The organism is Dactylosporangium sp. NPDC000244 (assembly GCF_040300725.1).
Classification (GTDB): Bacteria; Actinomycetota; Actinomycetes; order Mycobacteriales; family Micromonosporaceae; genus Dactylosporangium.
Genome location: NZ_JBEPEH010000031.1, coordinates 89,005 through 109,618, shown reverse-complemented (window position 1 = coordinate 109,618; position 20,614 = coordinate 89,005). Strand labels below are relative to the sequence as shown.

General features: G+C 70.0%; 22 protein-coding genes and 1 tRNA gene. 7 read left to right on the top strand and 16 right to left on the bottom strand.

Annotated features, from left to right (window positions below; translation table 11 throughout):
• Positions 1 to 53 precede the first annotated feature (53 nt).
• The gene (locus tag ABT369_RS37660) at positions 54 to 1,682 is read left to right on the top strand and encodes a S8 family peptidase (protein WP_350619560.1); all 1,629 of its coding nucleotides are present in this window, start codon (positions 54 to 56) and stop codon (positions 1,680 to 1,682) included.
• An 11-nt stretch (positions 1,683 to 1,693) separates the two neighbouring features.
• Here ABT369_RS37660 and ABT369_RS37655 read toward each other — a convergent pair whose 3' ends face one another.
• The 10 genes from ABT369_RS37655 to ABT369_RS37610 form a co-directional block, all read right to left on the bottom strand.
• A complete protein-coding gene (locus ABT369_RS37655) occupies positions 1,694 to 2,422 on the bottom strand; it encodes a GAF and ANTAR domain-containing protein (RefSeq protein WP_350619558.1) in 729 nt (242 codons plus the stop codon).
• Between the two features lie 123 nt (positions 2,423 to 2,545).
• Complete coding sequence (locus ABT369_RS37650) at positions 2,546 to 3,691, bottom strand: SigB/SigF/SigG family RNA polymerase sigma factor (RefSeq protein ID WP_350619556.1); 1,146 nt, start codon at positions 3,689 to 3,691, stop codon at positions 2,546 to 2,548.
• Between the two features lie 106 nt (positions 3,692 to 3,797).
• Positions 3,798 to 4,874, bottom strand: a complete 1,077-nt coding sequence (locus ABT369_RS37645; RefSeq protein WP_350619554.1) for an ATP-binding protein — start codon at positions 4,872 to 4,874, stop codon at positions 3,798 to 3,800.
• 88 nt (positions 4,875 to 4,962) lie between these two features.
• Positions 4,963 to 5,661: a phosphoribosyltransferase gene (locus ABT369_RS37640; RefSeq protein ID WP_350619552.1), complete on the bottom strand. Its 699-nt coding sequence runs from the start codon at positions 5,659 to 5,661 to the stop codon at positions 4,963 to 4,965.
• A gap of 415 nt (positions 5,662 to 6,076) precedes the next feature.
• A complete protein-coding gene (locus tag ABT369_RS37635) occupies positions 6,077 to 6,439 on the bottom strand; it encodes a response regulator (RefSeq protein ID WP_350619550.1) in 363 nt (120 codons plus the stop codon).
• A gap of 69 nt (positions 6,440 to 6,508) precedes the next feature.
• A complete protein-coding gene (locus ABT369_RS37630) occupies positions 6,509 to 6,709 on the bottom strand; it encodes a hypothetical protein (RefSeq protein ID WP_350619548.1) in 201 nt (66 codons plus the stop codon).
• Positions 6,710 to 6,732: 23 nt separating this feature from the next.
• Positions 6,733 to 8,349 carry a glycoside hydrolase family 13 protein gene (locus tag ABT369_RS37625; RefSeq protein WP_350619546.1) on the bottom strand — a complete coding sequence of 539 codons (1,617 nt, stop codon included), beginning with the start codon at positions 8,347 to 8,349 and terminating at the stop codon, positions 6,733 to 6,735.
• Positions 8,346 to 9,209 carry a carbohydrate ABC transporter permease gene (locus tag ABT369_RS37620; RefSeq protein ID WP_350619645.1) on the bottom strand — a complete coding sequence of 288 codons (864 nt, stop codon included), beginning with the start codon at positions 9,207 to 9,209 and terminating at the stop codon, positions 8,346 to 8,348. Before ABT369_RS37620 ends, ABT369_RS37625 begins: the two co-directional genes overlap by 4 nt.
• A 77-nt stretch (positions 9,210 to 9,286) precedes the next feature.
• Positions 9,287 to 10,273 (bottom strand): carbohydrate ABC transporter permease, encoded by a 987-nt coding sequence (locus ABT369_RS37615; protein ID WP_350619544.1) that lies wholly within the window; start codon positions 10,271 to 10,273, stop codon positions 9,287 to 9,289.
• 69 nt (positions 10,274 to 10,342) lie between these two features.
• On the bottom strand, positions 10,343 to 11,680 hold the full coding sequence (locus ABT369_RS37610; RefSeq protein WP_350619542.1) for an ABC transporter substrate-binding protein: 1,338 nt from the start codon (positions 11,678 to 11,680) through the stop codon (positions 10,343 to 10,345).
• A 206-nt stretch (positions 11,681 to 11,886) separates the two neighbouring features.
• On the opposite strand from ABT369_RS37610, the gene ABT369_RS37605 reads away from it, so the two are divergent.
• The 5 genes from ABT369_RS37605 (at position 11,887) to ABT369_RS37585 (ending at position 14,795) form a co-directional block, all read left to right on the top strand.
• Entirely contained in the window at positions 11,887 to 12,915 is a 1,029-nt protein-coding gene (locus ABT369_RS37605) for a LacI family DNA-binding transcriptional regulator (RefSeq protein ID WP_502891869.1), read from the top strand.
• A 79-nt stretch (positions 12,916 to 12,994) separates the two neighbouring features.
• Entirely contained in the window at positions 12,995 to 13,117 is a 123-nt protein-coding gene (locus ABT369_RS37600; protein WP_350619540.1) for a hypothetical protein, read from the top strand.
• A gap of 78 nt (positions 13,118 to 13,195) precedes the next feature.
• A tRNA-Lys gene (locus ABT369_RS37595) sits at positions 13,196 to 13,268 on the top strand.
• Positions 13,269 to 13,876: 608 nt separating this feature from the next.
• A complete protein-coding gene (locus tag ABT369_RS37590; RefSeq protein ID WP_350619538.1) occupies positions 13,877 to 14,089 on the top strand; it encodes a hypothetical protein in 213 nt (70 codons plus the stop codon).
• 301 nt (positions 14,090 to 14,390) lie between these two features.
• On the top strand, positions 14,391 to 14,795 hold the full coding sequence (locus tag ABT369_RS37585; RefSeq protein ID WP_350619536.1) for a hypothetical protein: 405 nt from the start codon (positions 14,391 to 14,393) through the stop codon (positions 14,793 to 14,795).
• 112 nt (positions 14,796 to 14,907) lie between these two features.
• Here the strand turns inward: ABT369_RS37585 and ABT369_RS37580 are convergent, their stop codons facing one another.
• Positions 14,908 to 15,261, bottom strand: coding sequence for a hypothetical protein (locus ABT369_RS37580; protein WP_350619534.1), 354 nt, complete (start codon positions 15,259 to 15,261; stop codon positions 14,908 to 14,910).
• Positions 15,262 to 15,433: 172 nt separating this feature from the next.
• Between ABT369_RS37580 and ABT369_RS37575 the strand changes: the two genes are divergently transcribed.
• Positions 15,434 to 15,979, top strand: a complete 546-nt coding sequence (locus tag ABT369_RS37575; RefSeq protein ID WP_350619532.1) for an Imm1 family immunity protein — start codon at positions 15,434 to 15,436, stop codon at positions 15,977 to 15,979.
• A gap of 359 nt (positions 15,980 to 16,338) precedes the next feature.
• Here ABT369_RS37575 and ABT369_RS37570 read toward each other — a convergent pair whose 3' ends face one another.
• The 5 genes from ABT369_RS37570 to ABT369_RS37550 all read right to left on the bottom strand — a co-directional run bounded on the left by ABT369_RS37570 (position 16,339) and on the right by ABT369_RS37550 (position 20,600).
• A complete protein-coding gene (locus ABT369_RS37570) occupies positions 16,339 to 16,686 on the bottom strand; it encodes a hypothetical protein (protein WP_350619530.1) in 348 nt (115 codons plus the stop codon).
• A gap of 33 nt (positions 16,687 to 16,719) precedes the next feature.
• Positions 16,720 to 17,121 carry a hypothetical protein gene (locus ABT369_RS37565; protein ID WP_350619528.1) on the bottom strand — a complete coding sequence of 134 codons (402 nt, stop codon included), beginning with the start codon at positions 17,119 to 17,121 and terminating at the stop codon, positions 16,720 to 16,722.
• Between the two features lie 73 nt (positions 17,122 to 17,194).
• The gene (ndk, locus tag ABT369_RS37560) at positions 17,195 to 17,689 is read right to left on the bottom strand and encodes a nucleoside-diphosphate kinase (protein ID WP_350619526.1); all 495 of its coding nucleotides are present in this window, start codon (positions 17,687 to 17,689) and stop codon (positions 17,195 to 17,197) included.
• A gap of 73 nt (positions 17,690 to 17,762) precedes the next feature.
• On the bottom strand, positions 17,763 to 19,391 hold the full coding sequence (locus tag ABT369_RS37555; protein ID WP_350619524.1) for a hypothetical protein: 1,629 nt from the start codon (positions 19,389 to 19,391) through the stop codon (positions 17,763 to 17,765).
• Complete coding sequence (locus ABT369_RS37550) at positions 19,392 to 20,600, bottom strand: DUF1254 domain-containing protein (RefSeq protein ID WP_350619523.1); 1,209 nt, start codon at positions 20,598 to 20,600, stop codon at positions 19,392 to 19,394.
• Between the last annotated feature and the right edge of the window lie 14 nt (positions 20,601 to 20,614).

The window sequence follows — 20,614 nt, the reverse complement described above, 5'->3', positions numbered from 1 at the left end:
GCCGAATCTGGAACGGCACTGCTTCGGCGTCATCTGATTGGAGATCCGGCATCATGCGAGCGTTCCTCCGTACGTCCCTGATCGCGGCCGCCGCGACCGCCGGGCTGCTCGGGGCCGGCACGCCCGCGCTGGCCGCGCCCGAGGGCACGATCCTCGGCGCGAACGAGGCCGGCTCGATTCGGGACCGGTACATCGTGGTCTTCAAGGACTCCGTGGCCGCCGACGGCACCGCGGCCGCCGCGAACCGCCTCGCCGACCAGTTCGGCGGCCGGGTGCGCCGCTCGTTCAGCAAGACGCTCAAGGGCTTCTCGGCGGAGCTGTCGGAGAAGGCGGCGAAGCGGCTGGCGGCCAACCCGCTCGTCGACTACGTGCAGCAGGACAAGACGGTGAGCATCGAGGGCAGCCAGTCGGGCGCCCCGTGGGGCCTCGACCGCATCGACCAGCAGTACCGGCCGCTGGACGGCACGTACACGTACGCGAACACCGCTTCCGAGGTGACCGCGTACATCCTCGACACCGGCGTGCGCCTGTCCCACGTGGAGTTCGCCGGCCGCGCCCACTCCGGCTACGACTTCGTCGACAACGACACGGACGCGAGCGACTGCCAGGGCCACGGCACCCACGTCGCCGGCACCGTCGGCGGCACCACGTACGGCGTGGCCAAGGACGTCAAGATCGTCGCCGTCCGCGTCCTCGGCTGCGACGGCTCCGGCAGCTACTCCGGCATCATCGCGGGCATCGACTGGATCACCGCCAACGCCCAGAAGCCGGCCGTGGTGAACATGAGCCTCGGCGGCGACGCGGACGGCTCGGTCGACCAGGCCGTGCGCAACTCGATCGCGGCGGGCATCACCTACGCGGTCGCGGCCGGCAACGCGAACACCGACGCCTGCACGATGTCCCCGGCCCGCACCGCCGAGGCCATCACGGTCGGCGCGACCGACCAGACCGACACCCGCGCGTCGTTCTCGAACTACGGCTCCTGCCTGGACATCTTCGCCCCGGGCGTGTCCATCACCAGCTCGAGCAACGCCTCCGACTCCGGCGCCGCGGTCATGAGCGGCACCTCGATGGCCACGCCCCACGTGGCCGGCGCGGCCGCGCTCTACCTCTCGGCCAACCCGGCGGCGACCCCGTCCCAGGTGCGCGACGCCCTCGTGGCCGACGCGACGAACGGCATCGTGACGAACGCGGGCTCCGGCTCCCCGAACCGCCTGCTCGACACCGCCGCCATCACGAACGTCGCCTCCCAGCCCGAGAGCGCCCCGGTCACCCCGGCCCCGGTCACCTCGACGCCGGTCACGACGACTCCGGTGACCACCGCCCCGGCCCAGCCGTGCAACGTCGCCTCCAACGGCACCGACGTCGTGCTGCGCGACCGCGGCACCGCGCTCTCGGTCGTGGCCGTCGCCAACTGCGGCGGCAAGGCCTCGAAGGCCTCGAAGGTCGAGATCCACGTGGCGTACCCGAAGCGCGGCGACCTGACCGTCGAGCTGATCGCGCCCAACGGCTCGGTGAAGAAGCTCAAGAGCGCGAACAAGCGCGACAAGGCCGTCGGGCTCAACGCCGTCTACACGGTGAACCTCAGCAAGTACAACCGCAACGGCATCTGGAAGGTGCGCGTCCGGGACACCGCGAAGGGCGGCGCCGGGACGCTCGACAGCTGGACGCTGAGGGTCTGACGGCCAGAGCTCTAGGAGCTCACCCGCTGCTCGACGGTCTGCACCAGGCGCTCCGCCACCGTCGTCAGGGGCAGGCCGAGCCGGCCCGCGGTGCCGCGCAGCACGTCGAGCGCGGCCTCGGCCGAGCAGGCGCGCTGGACCATCATGATCCCCACGGCGCGGTTGACCGTCTCGCCGTCGGTGAGCGCCTCCGTGAGCGCCGAGGTGAGCTGGGCCTGCAGGTCGGCGCGGCGGCCACGGTCGAGCACGGCCGACAGCAGCAGGCCGGCGTGCTCGGCCACGAGCATCGCGGTGAGCCCGATGTCGGCGGTGAACCGGCCGGGCTCGGAGGCGTAGACGGTCAGCGCCCCGATCGCGTGCGAGTCGATGTCGACCGGCACCGCGAGGACCGCCTTCACCCCCGCCTCGAGGGCCCGCGGGCGCCACTGCGGCCAGCGCTCCTCGGCGGCCAGGTCGTCGCTGAGCGTGATGTCCCGAGAGCGGATCGCCTCCATCGAGGGACCACTGCCGCTGTCGTACTGACTGTCGAGCAACGCCTCCGGCAGCCCCGACGAGGCCGCCGCGGTGGACGGCCCGCCCGAGCGAACCAGCGTGACCGCGCACCAGGCCGCCCCGTCCACCAGATCGGCGGCGGTCTCCACGAGGTCCTCCAGCGCCTCTTCGAGATCGTCGCTGGCGATGAGCCGGGCGGTCAACTGGCGCAGCACGGCGGCGAACTCCACGGTGTGGAGGTCTGTCACGGCTCCCCCTTCGTCGAACCGGGGGGCGTACTACCCGTGCCGCGATCTTCTCAACCCTTTCGCCTCCCGTATCAGCCGTCTCACGTGTGTCGGCCGTCACACGTGCGCCGCGCGGCGGGAGGCTCAGCCGTCCAGAAGAGCGCGGCGCAGGCCGTCCAGGGTGCGGCTCAGCAGGCGCGACACGTGCATCTGGGAGATTCCCAGGTCGGCCGCGATCTGGGCCTGGGTGCGGTTGCCGTAGAAACGCAGCGACAAAATCCGTCGCTCGCGCTCCGGCAGGCGGGCGATGAGTGGCTTCACGGCCTGGCGGAACTCGACGCCGTCGATGTCCCGGTCGTCGTCTCCCAGCACGTCGGCCAGGGTGCCCGCGTCGTCGTCGCCGCCCAGCGGGGCGAAGAGCGAGACCGGACGGTACGCCGACGAGGCCACCAGCGCCTCGAGCACCTGGTCCTCGTCGATCCCGAGGTGCTCGGCGACGTCCTTGGGCGTCGGCGAGCGGCCGAGGCGCTGTCCGAGCGAGTCGCGCACGCGGTTGATCTCGATGCGCAGCTCCTGCAGGCGACGGGGAACGTGGACGCCCCAGCCTTTGTCTCGGAAGTACCGTTTCAGCTCACCCACGATCGTCGGCGTCGCGTAGCCGCCGAAGTCGGTGCCGTAGTCCGGGTCGAAGCCCTCGATCGCCTTCATCAGCCCGAGCGCCGCCACCTGGCTCAGGTCGGCCGGCGACTCCCCCATGCCGTGGAAGCGCCGGGCCAGCCGGTCGGCCAGCGGCAGGCTGTGCGCGACCGCCCGGTCCCGCAGCGCGCCGCGCCGCGGGTCGGACCGGTCCAGCGCCGCGGCCTGGCGCAGCAGCTCGTTGACGGTGGTCCACTGGCTCGGTGGCTCGGCGTCGTCGGACTTTTCCGCCTCGGGGACCGGCGGCGCACCCGGCGGCGGGTCGTCGTACGCGCGCAGCTGCTTCGCCGCCCCGATGATCTCGAGGACGTCCAGCACCAGGTCCGTCGCGCCCGGGGCGCGCAGCGCGCCACCTCGCTCCTGGGCGTCGGTCTGCGCCCGCAGCAGCGTGTCCGCCGCGGCGCAGTCGAGCAGCCGCAGCCGCGACAGGTCCACGGTGAGGCTGCGCTGGCCCTCGTCGAGGCGCCGCGCGAGCGCGACCCTCAGGCCGACGCTCGCCGAATAGTCGAGGACCCCGGACGGACGCAGAATCTCGTCCTCGCCATTCCGCCAGGTGTCCAGTTCGAGTACCGAATCCGTAGGCATTGTCTCCATGGCGGAGACTCCCCCTGCTCTTTAGGCGGATTTGCTTTCCGGATCACTGTAGACACCATTTCCGGCGCAAATTCAGCGTCGCCGGATGAGTTCGCGGGTGAGCTTTTCAATTGGCGACGGTCGCCCAAACCACCTTTCCGCCGGGCACGGGAATGCAGCCCCAGCACCGCGTGAGAGCGCTGATGACGAGCAGCCCCCGCCCATCCTCGCGCAGCATTTCACCCGTCGGCCATACGCTCTCCCGCACGGGCGAAGGCCGATCCCCGCCCGCCCACGAATGCGCAACCCCCGCGGCGGAGGAATGCGCAACCCGGCCCGCATCCCCGTCGGCGTGCGATTGCACATCGGCGCCGTCGTGCGCGTGCATGTCCTCGTGCGCGTGCATGTCCTCGTGCGCGGGCGGACGGCCGCCGAGGCGGGGCAGGTCGCAGTTGTGGTCGCGCACCGAGATGTGCAGGCGGCCACGATCGCGCGCGGCGACGACCTCCATGTCGGTGCGGGCGTGGCGCAGGACGTTGCTGACCAGTTCGGTCACCACCAGCTCGGCGACGTCGCGCACCCGCTCGAAGCCCCAGCGCACGCACGCCCGGCCCACCATGTGGCGGGCGGCCCCGGTGGCGTCCGGCAGCGGCGGGAGCGCGACCCGCACGCGGGTGCCGACCGGATCGTCCGACTCCGCGCCCTTGCCGGCCGCGCGGGCCGTCCGGCCGACGGCGGCCGCGAGCGGGGCGGCGGCGTAGACGGGGTGGCCGCCGATGCGACCGGGAGCGGCGCCCGGACGCCTGGCGGGATCCGGCCCGGGGCCGGCGTCGCGCACCGGTGGCGCCAGGAGCGCGTGGGCGGCCAGGGCGGCGTCGGCGGTCGGGTACATCGGCATGCGCCTCGCCACGGCCATGCGATCCAGGGCCGAGGCCAGCGGCGGACTCGCCGCGGCCAGGGTCAGGGCGCTGCCCGGCCAGGCGGCGGCGTGCTGGGCGAGGGCCGGCAGCACGGTCAGCGCCACGTCGTCGTCGTGGCGCAGGTCGGCCACGTCGAGCACGATCACGGACGGCTCGGTGGCCAGGCAGGCGAGCACCGTCGAGCGCAGAGCCGGGGAGCTGTCCACGCCCAGCACGCCGCCGAGGCGTACCACCGTGGCGTCACCCCTGCGCTCCACGCGAGCTCGCAGGTCTTCCGCCCTCATGGGGTGATGCTCTACCCACCCCAGGCGTTATAAACACCGCGATCCCGGTGCCGCTTCGTTCTCGGCACCGGGATCGCGCAGGGCGTTGCTACACCGTCGTGGGAATCCGGCTCTCGCTCCACATCTGGGTGCACATCTGCAGGACGTGGGAGTCCGTCAGCGGGGCGAAATCGTGGTAGTACAGGCCCAGCGCGTGGAACTCGCGTGGGCTGTGGATGTCGATGACCGCGTCGACGTCGGCGGCGAGCAGGTCGACCGACTCGGCCGCGCAGACGGGCGCGGCGAAGATCAGGTGGTCGGGCTTGCCGACCTTGAGCGCGCGCACGGCGGCCCGGGCCGTCACGCCCGTCGCGAGCCCGTCGTCGACGACCACGACCACGCGGCCGGTGACGTCGGGCGCGGGACGGGAGCCCCGGTAGCGCTCCTGCCGCCGCCGCAGCTCCACGCGCTCGCGCTGGACGGCCGGCGAGAGGTCGCTGACGCTGAGGCCGACCGCGGCCACGGCACTGAGATCGAAGACGGCGGGCCCGTTCTCGGCGATCGCCCCGACCCCGTGATCGGACTGCCAGGGCAGGCCGATCTTGCGGGAGATCACGAGGTCGAACTCGGCGCCGATGGCGTCGGCCACGGCCACGGCCACGGGTACGCCGCCCTTGGGCAGGGCCAGCACCAGCGGCTGCTTCGCCGTCGTGGTCGCCCGTCCGCGCAGGTGCTCCGCGACGGCGTCTCCGAGCATGTGTCCGGCGGCCGTACGGTCCGCGAACCGCTCGTGCTCAGGCGGCCACATGGCCGTCCCCTTCCCTCAGCCAGGCTTCGCATGCGATCCGCACATCGATCCGCATCAAGCGGACACCCCCTTCGGTCGGCGCGGTGTTCCGGTGCCCCATAGCGCCCCGTCCCTGTCGCCGCTCTGCCGCGGCGCCGCGCCCGGTGGGAAGCCTACCCCCGCATGACCTGCGAAAACTCGGCTTTCGCTCACTCGCAACGGATGATGGGTCACGCGCTGCACATGCCCATCAGAGCCCCCTAATCATCACAGCACGCGCATATACGAAATGTCGGATATGTCGTGGCGCGGAGCGCCCGACATATCCGGGAAGAGGGCCTGGTGCGGTCTTGGCACCGCGGAGGCCGGGATGTCTGGCGGGAGCAACGGTCCGCCGCTGACGCGGACCCGAGCCCGGATGCCCTTGATCTTGCTTCTAGTTCGACAGGCAGCTGATCGTGGCGAGGAGGCTGTTGAGGGACCGGCCCTTGGTCAGCCTCGTGTCCGCCAGGGACAGCCCGTGCACGGACGTGGCGTGCGGGGCGTTCGCGCTGTAGAAGACCACCGGCAGGTCCGCCGTCGCGGCGTGTCTGCGCAGCAGGTCCAGCAGTTCGTCGCCGTCCACCTTCGGCAGGTGCAGGTCCAGCACGGCCACGTCGAAGTGGGGCTGAGCCTCGGCCACGTCCAAGGCCTCCTGCGGGCTCGCCGCGGAGATCACGTGATGGCCGCCGATCTGCAGGCGGATGGCGGTGGTCTCACGGATCTCCGCGTCGTCGTCGATGAGCAGGACTCGCGCCATGACCGAATGGTTCCCTTCCCGGAGGATCACAATCTCCCCAGCGAGAACATCGGTCGGCGGCGCGCGAAACTAAGCCTGCGGGCGCCGCCGACGCCTGACGATCAGGAGCACCACGATCGCGACGATCACGACCACGGCGCAGCAGCAGCCGCCGATCAGGCCGCCGCCGCCATAGCTGCGGCGGCGGCGGTCGAGCTCCAGCCCGGTGTCGACAGCGTCCAGGGCGGCCGGACTGAGGTAGCTGTAGAACAGCGCGATCAGAGCGTTCATGACTTCGACGGTAGCCGCCGTTGTCACGCCCGCAGCCAGGCCGTGGTGTCGGGCGGCAGGCTGCCGTCCGCGGCCAGGTCCCCGCTGGCGAGAAGCACCTCTCCGGGTGGGAGCGGGGCGGGGGCCGAGCCGAAGTTCGTGATCACCCGGACCGCGCCGTTGACGAAGTCGAGGGCGCCCTCCGCCTCGTTCCAGGCGACGGTACCGCGCCCGAGCCCGTGGGTCCGGCGCAGGCGCAGGGCCTCGGTGTACAGCGACAGCGTCGACCCGGGCACCCCGCGCTCACGGTCGGCGGCGAAGCGGGCCCAGTCCGACGGCTGCGGCAGCCAGGACTCGCCGCTCGGGCCGAAGCCGTACGCCGGCGCGTCCGCCACCCACGGGATCGGCACCCGGCAGCCGTCGCGGCCGCGGACCTCGTGCCGGGAGCGGAACCAGGTCGGGTCCTGCCGCACCTCGTCCGGCAGGGTGGTGTGCTCCGGGAGGCCGAGCTCCTCACCCTGGTACACGTACGCCGAGCCCGGCAGCGAGAGCATGAGCATGGTGGCGGCCCGGGCGCGGCGCAGGCCGAGGGCCTCGTCGGGCTGGAGGTCGCCGATGCCGATGCCGCCCTGGGTCGAGTGCCCGGGCTCGAAGCCGAGCCGGCTCGCGTGGCGCACCACGTCGTGGTTGGACAGCACCCAGGTGCAGATCGCGCCGACCGGCTCGACGCCGGCCAGGCTGGACTCGATCGCCTCGCGCTGGTTCGCGGCCGTCCACGGGGCCATCAGGTAGTTGAAGTTGAACGCCTGGTGCATCTCGTCGGGGCGGACGTAACGTGCGAGCCGCTCCGCCGGCGCGACCCAGGCCTCGCCGACCATGATGCGGTCGCCGGGGTAGCTGTCGAGGATGCGCCGCCAAGCGCGGTACACCTCGTGCACCCCGTCCTGGTCCCACATCGGCGGCGTGCGGTGCTCGGCCCCGGGCGAGGTGATCGGCACCTGGGCCTCGGTCCAGTCGGGCAGGCCGCTCTCCTTGACCAGGCCGTGCGCCACGTCCACGCGGAAGCCGTCGACGCCGCGGTCGAGCCAGAAGCGCAGCACGTCCTCGAACATGCCCCGCACCTCGGGCAGGTCCCAGTTCAGGTCGGGCTGGCTCGTGTCGAACAGGTGCAGGTACCACTCGCCGTCGGGCACCCGCGTCCAGGCCGGGCCGCCGAAGACGCTCTGCCAGCCGTTGGGCGGCAACTCGCCGTCGACGCCCTGGCCCTTGCGGAAGTGGTACCGGTCGCGGGCGGGGCTGCCCGGGCTCGCGGCCAGCGCCTCGTGGAACCACACGTGGTCGCTGGAGGTGTGGTTGGGCACCAGGTCGACGATGACGCGCAGGCCGCGCTCCTTGGCGGCGGCCATGAGCGCGTCGAAGTCGGCGAGGGTGCCGAAGCGCGGGTCGACGTCGCGGTAGTCCGCGACGTCGTAGCCCGCGTCGTGCTGCGGAGACGGGTAGAACGGCGACATCCAGAGGGCGTCGACGCCCAGCTCGACCAGGTGGTCGAGGCGCGACGTGATGCCGCGCAGGTCACCCATCCCGTCGCCGTCCGCGTCGGCGAACGAGCGCGGGTAGACCTGATAGATCACGGCATCACGCCACCAGAGCAGCGAACTCACCCCTTGACTCCACCGGCCAGCAGGCCGCGTACGAAATAGCGTTGCAGCGACAGGAACACGATCAGCGGGATGATCATCGACACGAACGCGCCGGAGGTCAGCCGCTGCCAGTCGTTGCCCCGGGTGCCGGCCAGCTCGGCGAGCCGGGCGGTCAGCGGGCGGTTGCCCTGACCCGAGGTGAACACCAGTGCCACCAGCAGATCATTCCAGATCCACAGGAACTGGAAGATCGTGAGGGAGGCCAGAGCCGGCGTGACCAGCGGAAGCACGATGCGCCGGAACGTCATCGCCGGGCCGGCGCCGTCCACCCGAGCGGCCTCGAAGAGGTCCTTGGGCAGCTCGGACATGAAGTTGTGCAGCAGGAACACGCCCAGCGGCAGACCGAAGCAGGTGTGGGCGAACCACACGGCAAAGAAGCCGCCGCCCCAATCGGTGTACCCCTTGACCAGCTGGAGCATCGGAATGAGCGCCATCTGCAGCGGGACGATCTGCAGCGCGAACACACCGATGAAGATCCAGTCGCGGCCGCGGAAGTTCAGCCACGACAGCGCGTAGGCCGCCATCGCCGCCATCGTGACCGAGAACAGCACCGCCGGCACGGTGATGACCAGCGAGTTGACGAAGTAGCTGGCCAGCCGGCCCGAGGAGGCCGAGGTGCCGAAGACGACCTCGTTGTAGTTGTCCAGGGTCATGCTGGGGTGACTGAAGAACGTCCACCAGCCCGTGGTCTTGATGTCGTTCTCGGGCCGCAGCGACGAGACGAACAGGCCGAAGGTCGGGATCGTCCAGAGCAGCGCGATGATGATCGACACGACGCTGGCGGCCCGGGACGTGAGCTTGCGGCGCACCCGGCTGGCCATCGACTCGCCCTCGGGGCGGTAGAGCGGGCTGGCCTCGGGGACGTCAGCAGCTTCGGTGCTGACGGCGTCAGTGCTGCTCATCGGATCTCCGTTCGGTGCCGCAGTTGCCGGGCCTGGTAGATGACGATCGGCACGACCAGCAGGAACAGCAGGACCGCGAGGGCCGAGCCCTTGCCGTCGTCGTAGGAGCGGAAGGCCTGGTTGTACATCTCCACGGCGAGCACGCTGCTCTTGAACTGGCCACCGGTCATGGTCCGGACGATGTCGAAGACCTTCAGGGTGGCGATCGTGATGGTCACGACCACGACGACGACGGCGGGGCGGATGCTGGGCATGGTCACGCGCCAGAACATCTGCCACGGGTTGGCCCCGTCGAGCCGGGCCGCCTCGACGATCTCGGCCGGGATGGCCTTGATCGCGGCGGAGAGGATGACCATCGCGAACCCGGCCTGGATCCAGATCAGGATCACGATCATGTAGAAGGTGTTGCCCGGCTCGTTGCTCAGGAACTGCTGGGGCTCGCCGCCGAACCAGACCAGGATCTGGTTGAGCAGGCCGATCTGCTCCACGCCCGGGTCGCGGTATGCGTAGATGAACTTCCAGATGATCGACGCGCCGACGAGCGAGATGGCCATCGGCATGAAGATCAGGGACTTGGCGATGCCCTCGCCGCGGGCCTTGTCCACCAGGACGGCGTAGAGCAGGCCGAACCCTGTGGCGAAGAGCGGGACGCACACCACCCACAGCACCGTGTTGCGCAGCATGGTGAGCGTGTCGTCGTTGGTGAAGATCCACGTGTAGTTGTCGAAGCCGATGAAGGCGTCGCCGCCCGCGTCGTAGAACGAGAGGTACACGGTGCGAACCAGCGGGTACACCAGGCCGATGCCGAGCAGGACCAGCGCCGGGCCCAGGAAGCCGGCCATCTGGAGCCGTTCCTTGCCCCTCCCCCACCGGGGCAGGATGTCGAGCACGAACAGCAGCGCGCCGACGACCACGATGAACCCGGCCATGAACATGAGCGCCGGCCAGATCTTGGCGACGTCCTCGGAGAAGTCGTAATCCATGGGGTGTCCTCCGACCAGCCGGGTCCGGCGCCGATGGTGCCTGGCGCCGGACCCGGACCTCAGTTCAGGTTATTTCGGCCAGGTGCTTTCGATGTAGTCCAGCGTCTGCTTGGTGTCCTTGGTGCCGTTGATCCAGTCGGTCATGCCGGTCCAGAAGGACTTCGAGCCGACCTGCGCGGGCATCTGGTCCGAGCCGTCGAACCGCGCCACGGTGGCGGGGTCCTGCAGGATCTGCACCGAGAGCTTGTCGATCGTGCCGGTCACGGCGCTCACGTCGAGGCTCTTGTTGGCGGAGATCCAGTCGCCGAGCTTGGCCTTGCTGTTGGCCCACTCACCCGAGGCGAGGTAGGTCTGCACCTTGACGACCTCGTCGCGGTCCGAGAACGCCGAGACGAACTCGCCGCCGACCAGGACCGGCTTGCCCTTGGACGGGTCCACCGGCGGGAAGTAGAAGGCGTAGACGTCGCCGTCCGGGCCCACGTTGGTGCCCTTCGGCCACTGGTTGGAGTAGAAGTTGGCCTGGCGGTGCATGCCGCACTTCTTGTCCTTGACCGGCAGGCCACCCTCCTGGAACGAGGTGGTCACGATCGTCTTGGGGTTGCCGACGTACTTCGGGTTCTTGAGGATCGTCGCGGCACGCTCGGCGGCCGAGAAGATCTTCGGGTCGTTGAACGGGATCTTGTGGTTGACCCACTGGTCGTAGACGTCCGGACCCTGGTCGCGCAGGACGATGTCCTCGATCCAGTCCGTGGCCGGCCAGCCGGTCGCGTCACCGGACTCGATGCCGGCGCACCACGCCTGGATGCCGCTCGCCGCGATCTTGTCGGACAGGGCGATCATCTCGTCCCACGTCTTCGGGACCTCGTAGCCCTTCTCCTTGAACAGGCCGGGCGAATACCACACCAGGGACTTCACGTTGGCGCCCAGCGGCACGCCGTAGACCTTGCCGTCGACGGTCGCGTAGTTGGCCCAGTCCTTCGACCAGTTCTTGTCGAGGTTGGCCTGCACCGACGCGGGGAGCTGCTTGAGCTGGCCACTCTTGGCGAACGTGGCGAGCAGGCCCGGCTGCGGGAAGACCGCGATGTCCGGCGGCTGGCCACCGTCGGCGCGGACCTTGATCTGGGTCTCGAACTCGCCGGAGCCCTCGTAGTCGATCTTGATATTGGTGCAGTCCTCGAACTGCTTCCACGACTGCTCGAGCTTCTCGGCCTCGGTGTCGCGGATCGTCGCGTAGATCGAAACGTGCTTCGTCTTGTCGACTCGGTACTGGGAGTACGGCTGGCACTCGGGCTTGTCGGCGTTGCTGGAGCCGGAGTCGCTGGAACTGCCGCAGGCGGATGCGGCAAGGGCCAACGCGGCCACACCGGCGAGCGTGATCGCCCGACGCCGCCTCGAGAGGACGGCCATGGTTAGCCTCCTTTGGCTATACCTGGTCCTTGGGCGAACAACACCTTCGCCCGCGTACCCGGTGTGCTGGGGTGTGCCTTGTGTTCCTCGGATGTAAGCGTTTGCAAGGTCTGTTTGTCGAGCCCTACGCGCGAGTTCATCGATAACGAGTTAGCAACACGGCGGACATATTGCCGTGGGACCTCGCGTTGCCTAGCCTTCCGCGTGTGGCTGACGTTCCACCGCCCGTCAGCATGGAAGACGTGGCCCGGCTCGCGGGGGTCTCGACCGCGACGGTGTCGCGCACCCTCCGCGGGCTGCCCAACGTCTCCGACGAGACGCGCGACCGCGTGCTGCAGGCCGCGGCGTCGCTGTCGTATGTCGTCTCACCGATCGCCTCACGCCTGGCGAGCGGCCGGACCCACACCGTGGGCGTGATCGTGCCGTACGCGTCGCGCTGGTTCTTCGGCCAGATCGTCGCCGGCGCCGAGTCCGTCCTGCGCGAGCACTCGCTCGACCTGCTGCTGTACAACATCGGCGACATCCCGTCCCGGCAACGCTTCTTCGGCGCCCTCCCACTCCGCCGCCGGGTCGACGCCGTGCTCACCGTCGCGATGCAGTTCACCGACGCGGAGATCGCCGACCTGCTGTCCCTGGGCGTGCCCATCGTCGCCGTAGGCCACGACGTGCCCGGCGCCGGCTGCGTGCGCATCGACGACGTGGCGGCGGCGGCGTCGGCGGTGCAGCACCTGCTCGCCCTGGGCCACCGGCGCATCGGCATGATCTCCACGTACAACGACCAGAGCATGTTCCTGCCCGTAGCCCACGCACGGCGGCGCGCGTACGCCGAAACCCTTGCCGGCGCCGGAATCCCGATCGACGAGAGCCTCGTGATGTCGGTACCGCACGGCATGGACGGCGGCGAACAGGCCATGCGTCGCCTGCTCACCCTCCCGGACCCGCCGACCGCGGTCTTCGCCGAGTCCGACGAGCTCGCCTTCGGAGCGCTGAGCGCACTGCGCCGCACCGGACGTCACGTATCGGTCATCGGCTTCGACGACCACGAGCTGAGCGCACTGCTCGACCTGACGACCGTCCGCCAGCGCGTCTTCGAGCAGGGCGTCCTGGCCGCGGGCATGCTCCGCCGAGCCATGACCGCCGGCGACTGGACCCCCGAGGAGCTCCTCATGCCGACCACCCTCGTGCTGCGCGCGTCGACGTGGCCGGTCGCGGTTAGGACGGCGGGCGCGGGGTAGCTCGCCGTCGCCAGTTGTTCCGAAGCACGCACGGTACCCACGGGGGTGTGCCATGACAGCCGAGATGCCCAATTCGCGCGTGACCTGGGACCAGCCGGACGACGAGCTGGACGAGCTCGCCGCGCCGGACTCGGACCTGCTCGCCGAAGACCCGGCCCAGACCGCCGAGACGGACTTCTTCTGGGAGGACGACGAGGAGTAACCCAGGCCACGCCCTGGACGGGGGTATCTCGTTTTTGCACGCCTGAGCGTGCGTGCTAGGGTTACCTCCGTTCGGCCAGCGCCGCTAGCTCAACTGGCAGAGCAGCAGACTCTTAATCTGCGGGTTGTAGGTTCAAGTCCTACGCGGCGTACGAGTTCGAATCGGCGGCCCCTGCTTCGCGGCGGGGGCCGCTTGCCGTTGTCGAACTCGTGTTGTCGCGCTCGCTTCGCTCGCTCCCCAGTGGGGGAGCTTCGCTCCACCCACACCCCCTCAAAAGCGATCGCGGCTCCTATTCGCAGCCGCATAGCGCGCAATAATCCCTCAAACTTCGAGCACCGAGTGACACTTTCTCGAAAGTCGAACTTGCTCGTCTTTGCTCGTTTTCGCCCGTCAAAGCGTTCTCCGTCTCGGAGTAGCCAGACTGCCGCGACCAAGCCGCCTTCGTTTCGTCTGCAAAATGGGCACCGAGTCCGCAAACCCGAACCGCCGCGCCGGGCCTCGCACGTTCAGGTGGAATCGGAGTAGGCCAGATGAGTTCCGCAGGTACGCCAACACTGGAAGCATTCATGCCTCGCCGGTCACCGGGCGAGATCAGAGCAGGTCTGACACGGCGGCCACGATGGCGGATGCTCCCCGCACCAAGCAAAGCGTTTATCCCACGGCTGTCGGCGTAGCGGGATGACACACCTACGGGGTCCGGTCTTCGGACTGCTGGCCTTCGCGTTTTATGGACTGATATGCGGCATTGGGGCAGTGTCGATGTCGCAGGTGCGCCGCTGGTCGGCCGACCACATGGTGGCCGACGCCTCGTTCATCGTGCCGGGCATGTTCTTTGTCCTGCTGCTCATACCGGCGCTGCCGTGGTGGGCGGCTGCGCTGATTGCGCTGGCGGTCGGTGTCGTGGTCGTACCGTTCATGGTGCGCCGACGACGGGCCTGTCTAGCAGGGACTGCCTCGCAGACTGACGGCTGAGAGGCTTTGCTCGCCACTAAGGTGATGGACACCGACACCCCACCCCGACAAGCACCCCTGGAGGACCCCGGCTACGCGCCGGCGGCTCCTATTCGCAGCCAATCGCGCGCAAATAATCCCTCCTCCTTCCGAGCGCCGAATCACACTTTCGCGGAATCCGAACTCGCTCGTCTTTCCGGCAACGCGTTCGCAGCCTCGGAGTAGTCAGCCTGCCGCGACTAAATCGCCGCCGTTTCGTGTGCAAATTGGCACCGATCTCCCGGCTCCAATCGTTGTCCCGGCCTCTGGCAGACTCTGCGAAATGCGAGTCGCGCGCTGGTCGTGGATCGTCGGGATCGCGGCCGTGGACGGCCTCGTTGTGGCGGCGGTGCTCCTCGTCGTGCAGCCGCTGCCGCGGTCGAAGGGGACGGGCTGCTTCGACCGTGCCGCCTTCGATCAGGTGGTGGCGAGGCTTCCGCCACCACCGACCAACCAGGACGCATTCGATCGGGTCGACGCACCCGACAAGATCGGCTCATGTCGTATCAACGAGTCGGTCGGGGTGCAAGACGGCTACATCTTCTACAGCGACAGCATGGGCTTCGATGATTCGGGCTGGGGCTACTTCCCCACCGGTCCGAACGACGACCTTGGTAACGGCTCCTGGGAGTCGCCGCAGTTCAAACAGATCGACGGACCCTGGTACACCTGGACGGCAAGTTGGTAGGCAGGTCACGTTGTCTGGTCCCACCTGATGCTTGACGTTTCCGTCCCAGGTGTTGCTTGACGGAATGCCTGGGAATTGTGGTCGACCTTGCAGGGTCGGTTCACCTTAGCCGTCAGCTGCCGTTGTCCAGGACGGCGAGGAGGCGGTCGAGGACGGTGCTGCGGTCGGGGTGGTCGTGGCGGTAGGTTTCCGCGGTCTGGTGTCGTTGATCGGGAACTTCGAGCGCGGCGAGGACTGCGGCGGTCTCGCGGATGCCGCGGTGGCGGATCTCGCCGGTGAGCCAGTCGTCCAGTGACCGTCCGCGGGCTTGGTGCGCGGCGACGGCTCGTCGTGCGTCGGCGAGGGCGGTGACGATCGTGGCGGTTGACGCTGGGGACGGCAGGCCGACGTTGAGGAAATCGAGCAGGGCGTGCCGACGATCCTCCTCAGGGCCAGCGCCGCGCTCCGCAGCAGTTGCGTCCTCCATGCGGGCCATGGTGTCACCGTGTCGCCGACGTGGTCGTCGGGCTGGTCGTGGGCAGTGTCAGATCGGCTTTGCGCGGCCGGTGGGCTTTGATGCTGCGCACCGGTGGCCGGGACGGCAAGGCCGCGCACGATGCGGAAGAATCAGCCGACTGCGAGGCCGATCAGGAGCAGCGATGATCCTTCAGGTAGGTGTCCACAACACGGTCCGCTATGTGGAGACGTGGCAGGAAATCGCGGACTTGATCGAAGAGGTGATGACCAACCTCTCCGTCGAAGACCCGACTTCACCATGGATCGCGCCCGGCGAGAACGCCATTTTCAGCTTCGTCAATGCCCGCCGGGTCAATCCTCAGGCGCCGCCGTGGCCTGACAACTACCTCTTCGTCGGCGTGAATGCCAAGACCGGCTACGGTGGCCTTAGTTGGTACTTTTCTCCCGATCGGGGCGTGCCAGCCGATGACGAGATCGGCAGCTGGGTGTGGGTGTCCAACAACCCAGAGCCTCCCGACTTCGATCCCAGAGTCGTCAGCGAACCGCATTACCCGATGTTCTACAACCCCGAAAGCACCATCCCCGTCGCGCATGTCCGTGCCGCGCTTGAGGAGTTCTGCCGGACAGGAACCGGCGACCGTCCAAGCTGCATCAGTTGGGTCAAGGGCGAAGTTGACGGACGCCGGTTCGATTTGGAACCCAACGAAGGCATCAAACGCGAACCGTGACGTGGGGCACAGGCGGGGCGCAAGACACCGTGAAAGGTCGGGGCACGAGTGGCGCGAGGCACGTGACAAGCAGTCCTTCCAGGCGCCGGGCGGTCGCCTCGTGGCCGAGCGCGGCTCGTGAAAACTCGGAGTTGAACCACCTCAAAATCCATCCGTTCTCGGGTGTCCCGAAACCTCCGCGGAGCAGGTCATCGAATGCGTCCAGGTGATGCCGACACGGCCTGCCTGGCCGGGGCAGGGCTTACTGTCCGTAGCGCTGCCGCGGAGGTTCGGGTTTGCGCACCTTGAACCGGGCGATGGGTTGGAGGCCTCGGAGCCGTCGGCCTTCCGCGACGGGGCCGACCGCCGTTCCGCGGGTGCTACTCCGAAGCGCGGCGGCGGCTCGGTCGTCGCATGCCGTTGGGGTCAGCATTCAAGGCCGTTTCCCAAGCGTCGCCGGGTCGTGCTCCGCGTGCCCGCAGGAGGGCGTAGTGCAGTAGCGCCGTGGGCGGCAAGTGATAGTCCCCCGGGTCGAGGATTTCGATCCAACCGTAGGGATCTGCTCGCGCCACTGTGAAGGTGAAGCCGTCGTCGTCGGCGAGGTCGACGTGCGCCATGCACACACCGCCATACGGCTGGAGTTCGTACGCGAAGACCAAACCCTCCTCCGCAAAGCGCGCGGCGACGGTCCTGGCCAATTCGTCAGCACGCCGGACATGCACGTCCACCTGCGCGATTCTAATCGCCAAAGCGGAGCCGGATCACGGCCCGGGCGGACTGTACTTGACGCAAGAAGCGTTGTACGTCGCAATGTCCCGCACGGCTTGGACGCCGCTTGCGTGGGTCACGTGCGCGCGGTACACAAACCCGCTTCCGTCCCTCGAAGACCAGTCCTGAAGCCATTCGACCCTGAAGGACCGGACCGGGTCCTTGCGCTCGGCCTGCTCGAACTCCGCCCGGTCGGGCCACCACTCGAGCCGGCAGATCAGGGCATATGCGCTGTCGTAGCCGTCGTGCGCCAGTGCTGTCAGATACGCCGACACCGCACGTTCGCTCCTGGCCCGATCCCCTTTGCTCAGCGCATAACCGGCCCCACAGACCAGCGCGAAGGCCCCCAGAACACTCAGGGCGACAACGACGTCACGTCGGCGGAAGGACATCATCGTCTAACAGCTCCTGTCGCCCCAGGGCGGAGGTGGCGGGAGCCTCGCCGCGCCACCGTCCGCCGGGCCGGGCTCAGAACAGGTACTTCTCCGCCACCGTCTGGTAGTCGAAGAGCTCGCCCTCCGAGAACCACAGCTCCACCTCGTACTTCGCCTCCTCCGGCTTGCCCGAGGCGTGGATCAGGTTCGCGGCCACGGTGTGCTTGGCCTCCGTGTACGCCTTCGACGTGTGGGCGAAGTCGCCGCGGATGGTGCCCGGGTTCGCCTGGTTCGGGAAGGTCACGCCCACCAGGCGGCGGACGGTCGCGACCGCCTCCACGCCCTCGAGTACGAGCGCGATGACCGGGCCCGACTGCATGAAGTTCGCGGTCACGTTGAACACCGAGGCGCCGAAGCGCTCCTCGAGGTCGAAGTAGTGCTTCCGAGCCAGGTCGGCGTCCATCTGGACCATCTTGGTGCCCACGATCTTCAGCCCAGCGTCCTCGAACCGCTGGATGATCCGCCCGGCCAGCCCACGGGCCACCGCGTCCGGCTTCAGCAGTACAAGGGTCCGTTCCAACGCCGTCATCACAAAACTCCAGTCCTTGATCTCCCGGTCGGCTCAAGCTTGCCGCACCTCGGTAGCTCACCGCGCACTGGGTTCAGGAGACAGCGGGGTTCGACGTGCGGATCTCGGCGATCAGCTCGATGCGCCGGCGCCCGGGAACGCCGAGCGCGGCCAGCGCCCGGAGGACCTCGGTCATCAGGTCGGCCGGGGTGTCCGACACCGCGAGGGCGCGCGCCGTGGCGCGCCACACCCGGTCGTCCTCCAGGTCTGTCAGGCGCTCCAGGAACGCCGGGTTCGGGATGTACCGCGCCCAGGCCGGAAACGCCGCCCACGCCGCCACCGCCGTCGCGTCGTCGGGGCTGTCGCAGGCCGCGGCGATCAGGGCCCCGTAGTCCAACCGGCGGGACTCGGGGACGTCCGCCGGGATGGCCGCCAGGATCGGCGCCACGTCCTCGCGCGCGGTCGCGGCGCGCAGGATGCGCCACAGGCCGGGCCGGTCCGGGTGCCGCCGCGCGGCCTCGACGATCGCGGCGCGCACGTCACGGTGCAGGTCCGGCTCCTGCCACCGCCGCCAGAGCACCTCGGGACCGTCCGGAAGAGCAAGATGAGCCAGCAGTCGTACTGCCTGCTGCTGCCCCGACACCGAACCGCGCACGGACGCGAGCAACGGCCCCGCCTCCGACGGCGGCAGATGGCGGGCCAGGCCCAGCGCGACCCAGTCCCGCTCCTCGCCGGGCCGGCCGGTCAGCGACGGGCGGCCGAGGTCCGGGCTCGTGGCGAGCAGGCGCAGCGCCGCGTTGCGCTGCGCCGCCGGTCGGCCGGGGTCGCGAGTGATCGAGTCGAGCCGCGCGGCGTAGGCCGCGACGTGCCGCGGCTCCCAGTCGCGCCGCCGGACCCTGACCAGCGGAAACGGGCCGGCCAGGGCCGCGTCGAGCAGGTCGGGACGGCGCGCCGCGACCGCGCGCCAGAGCCCGGGCGCGGCGAGGTTCGCGGGATCGGCGGCAAACACCGCACCCGCCCGCTCGGCTCGCGTGGAAGGATCGCGCAACCACAGCTCGATCGCGCGGTGGCGCGCCGGCTCGGGGAGCGCGCCAAGCCGGACCGGCGGGGGCAGAGCCGGGATGCGGCGCGCATCGGCGACGGACGGCGCCGAGCGGTCGCGCGGAGGCGCGGCCCGCAGCAGCCGCGCCGCCGGGTCCGGGCCGAGCCGCCGGAGCAGGCCTTCGGGCAGCCGCTGGTAGCGCAGCCAGGCGGCGCGCCCGGGCGCGGTCAGCACGTCGACCAGCCGGTCCGGGTGGGCGGCGGCGAGCGGGGCGAGCTCGTGGAGACCGAAGACGTGGCCCGCGGGGGCGTAGCGCTCCAGCAGCTCCATCGCCTCGCCGGGGTGGGTCCGGGCGGCCGCGAACACGGCGCGGTACCAGCGGTACCACCACGAGGACCGCTCGGACGCGGGCAGGTCGCGAAGCTGCCGGGCGGCCTCGGTCAGCAGCGCGGCGGGGCGGTAGCGGCCGAAGCGGGCCGGGTTCGGCAGCGCGTACGACAGCTCCGGCAGCAGCCGCGCCAGCACCGCCGGGCCGCACGCGCTGAGCAGGCGGGCCGCCTCGGCGTCGCCGTACGACTCCCGGATCGGCTCGATGAGCGCCTCCGCGCGCTCGGCGGCCTGCGCGGACACGATCCGGCGGTAGCAGCGGCGGCGCTCGTCGAAGGGGAGATCACGGTCCACCTAGCCATGGTCCGGGACCGGCACCACCGGCGGCAGCTCGTATTCGTCGCGCAGCAGGGCCTCGGGCGGGCTGTAGACGCGCAGGATCAGGTGGAACTCGCCGCGTGGGGTCGGCAGCCAGGGCGCGCCGTCGGCGGGCGGGTCGGGCTGGATGCGCACCGTGCCGCCGTCCGTCGCGATCGAGCGGAACAGGCGCGCGCCCGGCGCGGCGTACGAGGCGAGCGTGCCGACCGGCGGGCGCAGGGTGTACGCGCGGGCGCCCGTCAGCCGAGCACCGTCGCGGTCCTTGTGCGCGGCCGGGTACACGGCCTCGTAGGCGTGGTTGCCCCAGAGCCGGGTGCGGGCCGCGACCGCGCGCGCGAGGTGGGCCGCGTCGCGGTCCGGCAGCGTCCACAAGGGAGTGTCCACGGTGCCCAGGCCGAAGTGGTCGAGGTTGTAGTCGAACGCGTGCCGGTCGTTGGTCCAGCCGTTGACCGGGGCGGCGTGCTCGGTCGTCGCGGCCTCCTCGAGCGCCTCGCGGCCGCGGTCGAGCCCGGTGCGCAGGGCGAGCCGCTGCTCCCGCGGGATGGTCGGGTACGGCGAGTTCCCGTCCGCGAACAGCCCGAGCGGGGCGAACCGCCGCTGGTAGCGCCGCTCGGCCGGGGACGGCGGGAAGGCGGACAGGCCCCGGCGCAGCGCCTCGAGGAACATGAGGTCGTCCGGGACCCCGGGCTGCGGCGCGGGCAGCCCGTCGAGCGGCACCCGCGGGTACATCCGCTGCATCGTGAGCCCGTCCTGCAGCTCGTGCGCGCCCGGGCCCGCGGCGAACCGGGCGATGAGCGTCGCGATCATCGTGGGCACCCGGATCACCTCCGCCGCTGGCTCCTCGCGGCCGGCCCAGGCGGGCGGGACGAGCAGGTACTCGCGCGGCTCGTCGGGGGTCGTGCGGCTGCCGACGTACGCGAAGTTGTCCGTCCAGGCGTCGATGAACTGGACCACGTGGTATCGCCCGCCGGTCCCCGGCACCCGCAGCCACATCGGGCCGCCGGAGAGGTCGAGCTGGGCGGTGGAGTACAGCAGATCGGGGTTGGCGTTGGGTCCGGCGGGCACGGTGCGCTGGTGCTCGAACGCGTTGAAGACGGTGGCGCTGCCGACCGCCTGCAGGTCCTGGAGCAGGGGGTAGCCGTAGCCGTACGCCTCGGCGGCCAGCGTGGGCAGGTCGTCGCTCATCCGAAGCCTCCCTC

Bases quoted from the DNA above. Each gene is read 5' to 3' on its own strand.
- ABT369_RS37660 (WP_350619560.1), top strand. From the start codon at position 54: ATGCGAGCGTTCCTCCGTACGTCCCTGATCGCGGCCGCCGCGACCGCC.
- ABT369_RS37650 (WP_350619556.1), bottom strand. From the start codon at position 3,691: ATGGAGACAATGCCTACGGATTCGGTACTCGAACTGGACACCTGGCGG.
- ABT369_RS37645 (WP_350619554.1), bottom strand. From the start codon at position 4,874: ATGAGGGCGGAAGACCTGCGAGCTCGCGTGGAGCGCAGGGGTGACGCC.
- ABT369_RS37640 (WP_350619552.1), bottom strand. From the start codon at position 5,661: ATGTGGCCGCCTGAGCACGAGCGGTTCGCGGACCGTACGGCCGCCGGA.
- ABT369_RS37635 (WP_350619550.1), bottom strand. From the start codon at position 6,439: ATGGCGCGAGTCCTGCTCATCGACGACGACGCGGAGATCCGTGAGACC.
- ABT369_RS37630 (WP_350619548.1), bottom strand. From the start codon at position 6,709: ATGAACGCTCTGATCGCGCTGTTCTACAGCTACCTCAGTCCGGCCGCC.
- ABT369_RS37620 (WP_350619645.1), bottom strand. From the start codon at position 9,209: ATGGCCAGCCGGGTGCGCCGCAAGCTCACGTCCCGGGCCGCCAGCGTC.
- ABT369_RS37615 (WP_350619544.1), bottom strand. From the start codon at position 10,273: ATGGATTACGACTTCTCCGAGGACGTCGCCAAGATCTGGCCGGCGCTC.
- ABT369_RS37610 (WP_350619542.1), bottom strand. From the start codon at position 11,680: ATGGCCGTCCTCTCGAGGCGGCGTCGGGCGATCACGCTCGCCGGTGTG.
- ABT369_RS37590 (WP_350619538.1), top strand. From the start codon at position 13,877: ATGTCGCAGGTGCGCCGCTGGTCGGCCGACCACATGGTGGCCGACGCC.
- ABT369_RS37585 (WP_350619536.1), top strand. From the start codon at position 14,391: ATGCGAGTCGCGCGCTGGTCGTGGATCGTCGGGATCGCGGCCGTGGAC.
- ABT369_RS37580 (WP_350619534.1), bottom strand. From the start codon at position 15,261: ATGGAGGACGCAACTGCTGCGGAGCGCGGCGCTGGCCCTGAGGAGGAT.
- ABT369_RS37575 (WP_350619532.1), top strand. From the start codon at position 15,434: ATGATCCTTCAGGTAGGTGTCCACAACACGGTCCGCTATGTGGAGACG.
- ABT369_RS37565 (WP_350619528.1), bottom strand. From the start codon at position 17,121: ATGATGTCCTTCCGCCGACGTGACGTCGTTGTCGCCCTGAGTGTTCTG.
- ndk (WP_350619526.1), bottom strand. From the start codon at position 17,689: ATGACGGCGTTGGAACGGACCCTTGTACTGCTGAAGCCGGACGCGGTG.
- ABT369_RS37550 (WP_350619523.1), bottom strand. From the start codon at position 20,600: ATGAGCGACGACCTGCCCACGCTGGCCGCCGAGGCGTACGGCTACGGC.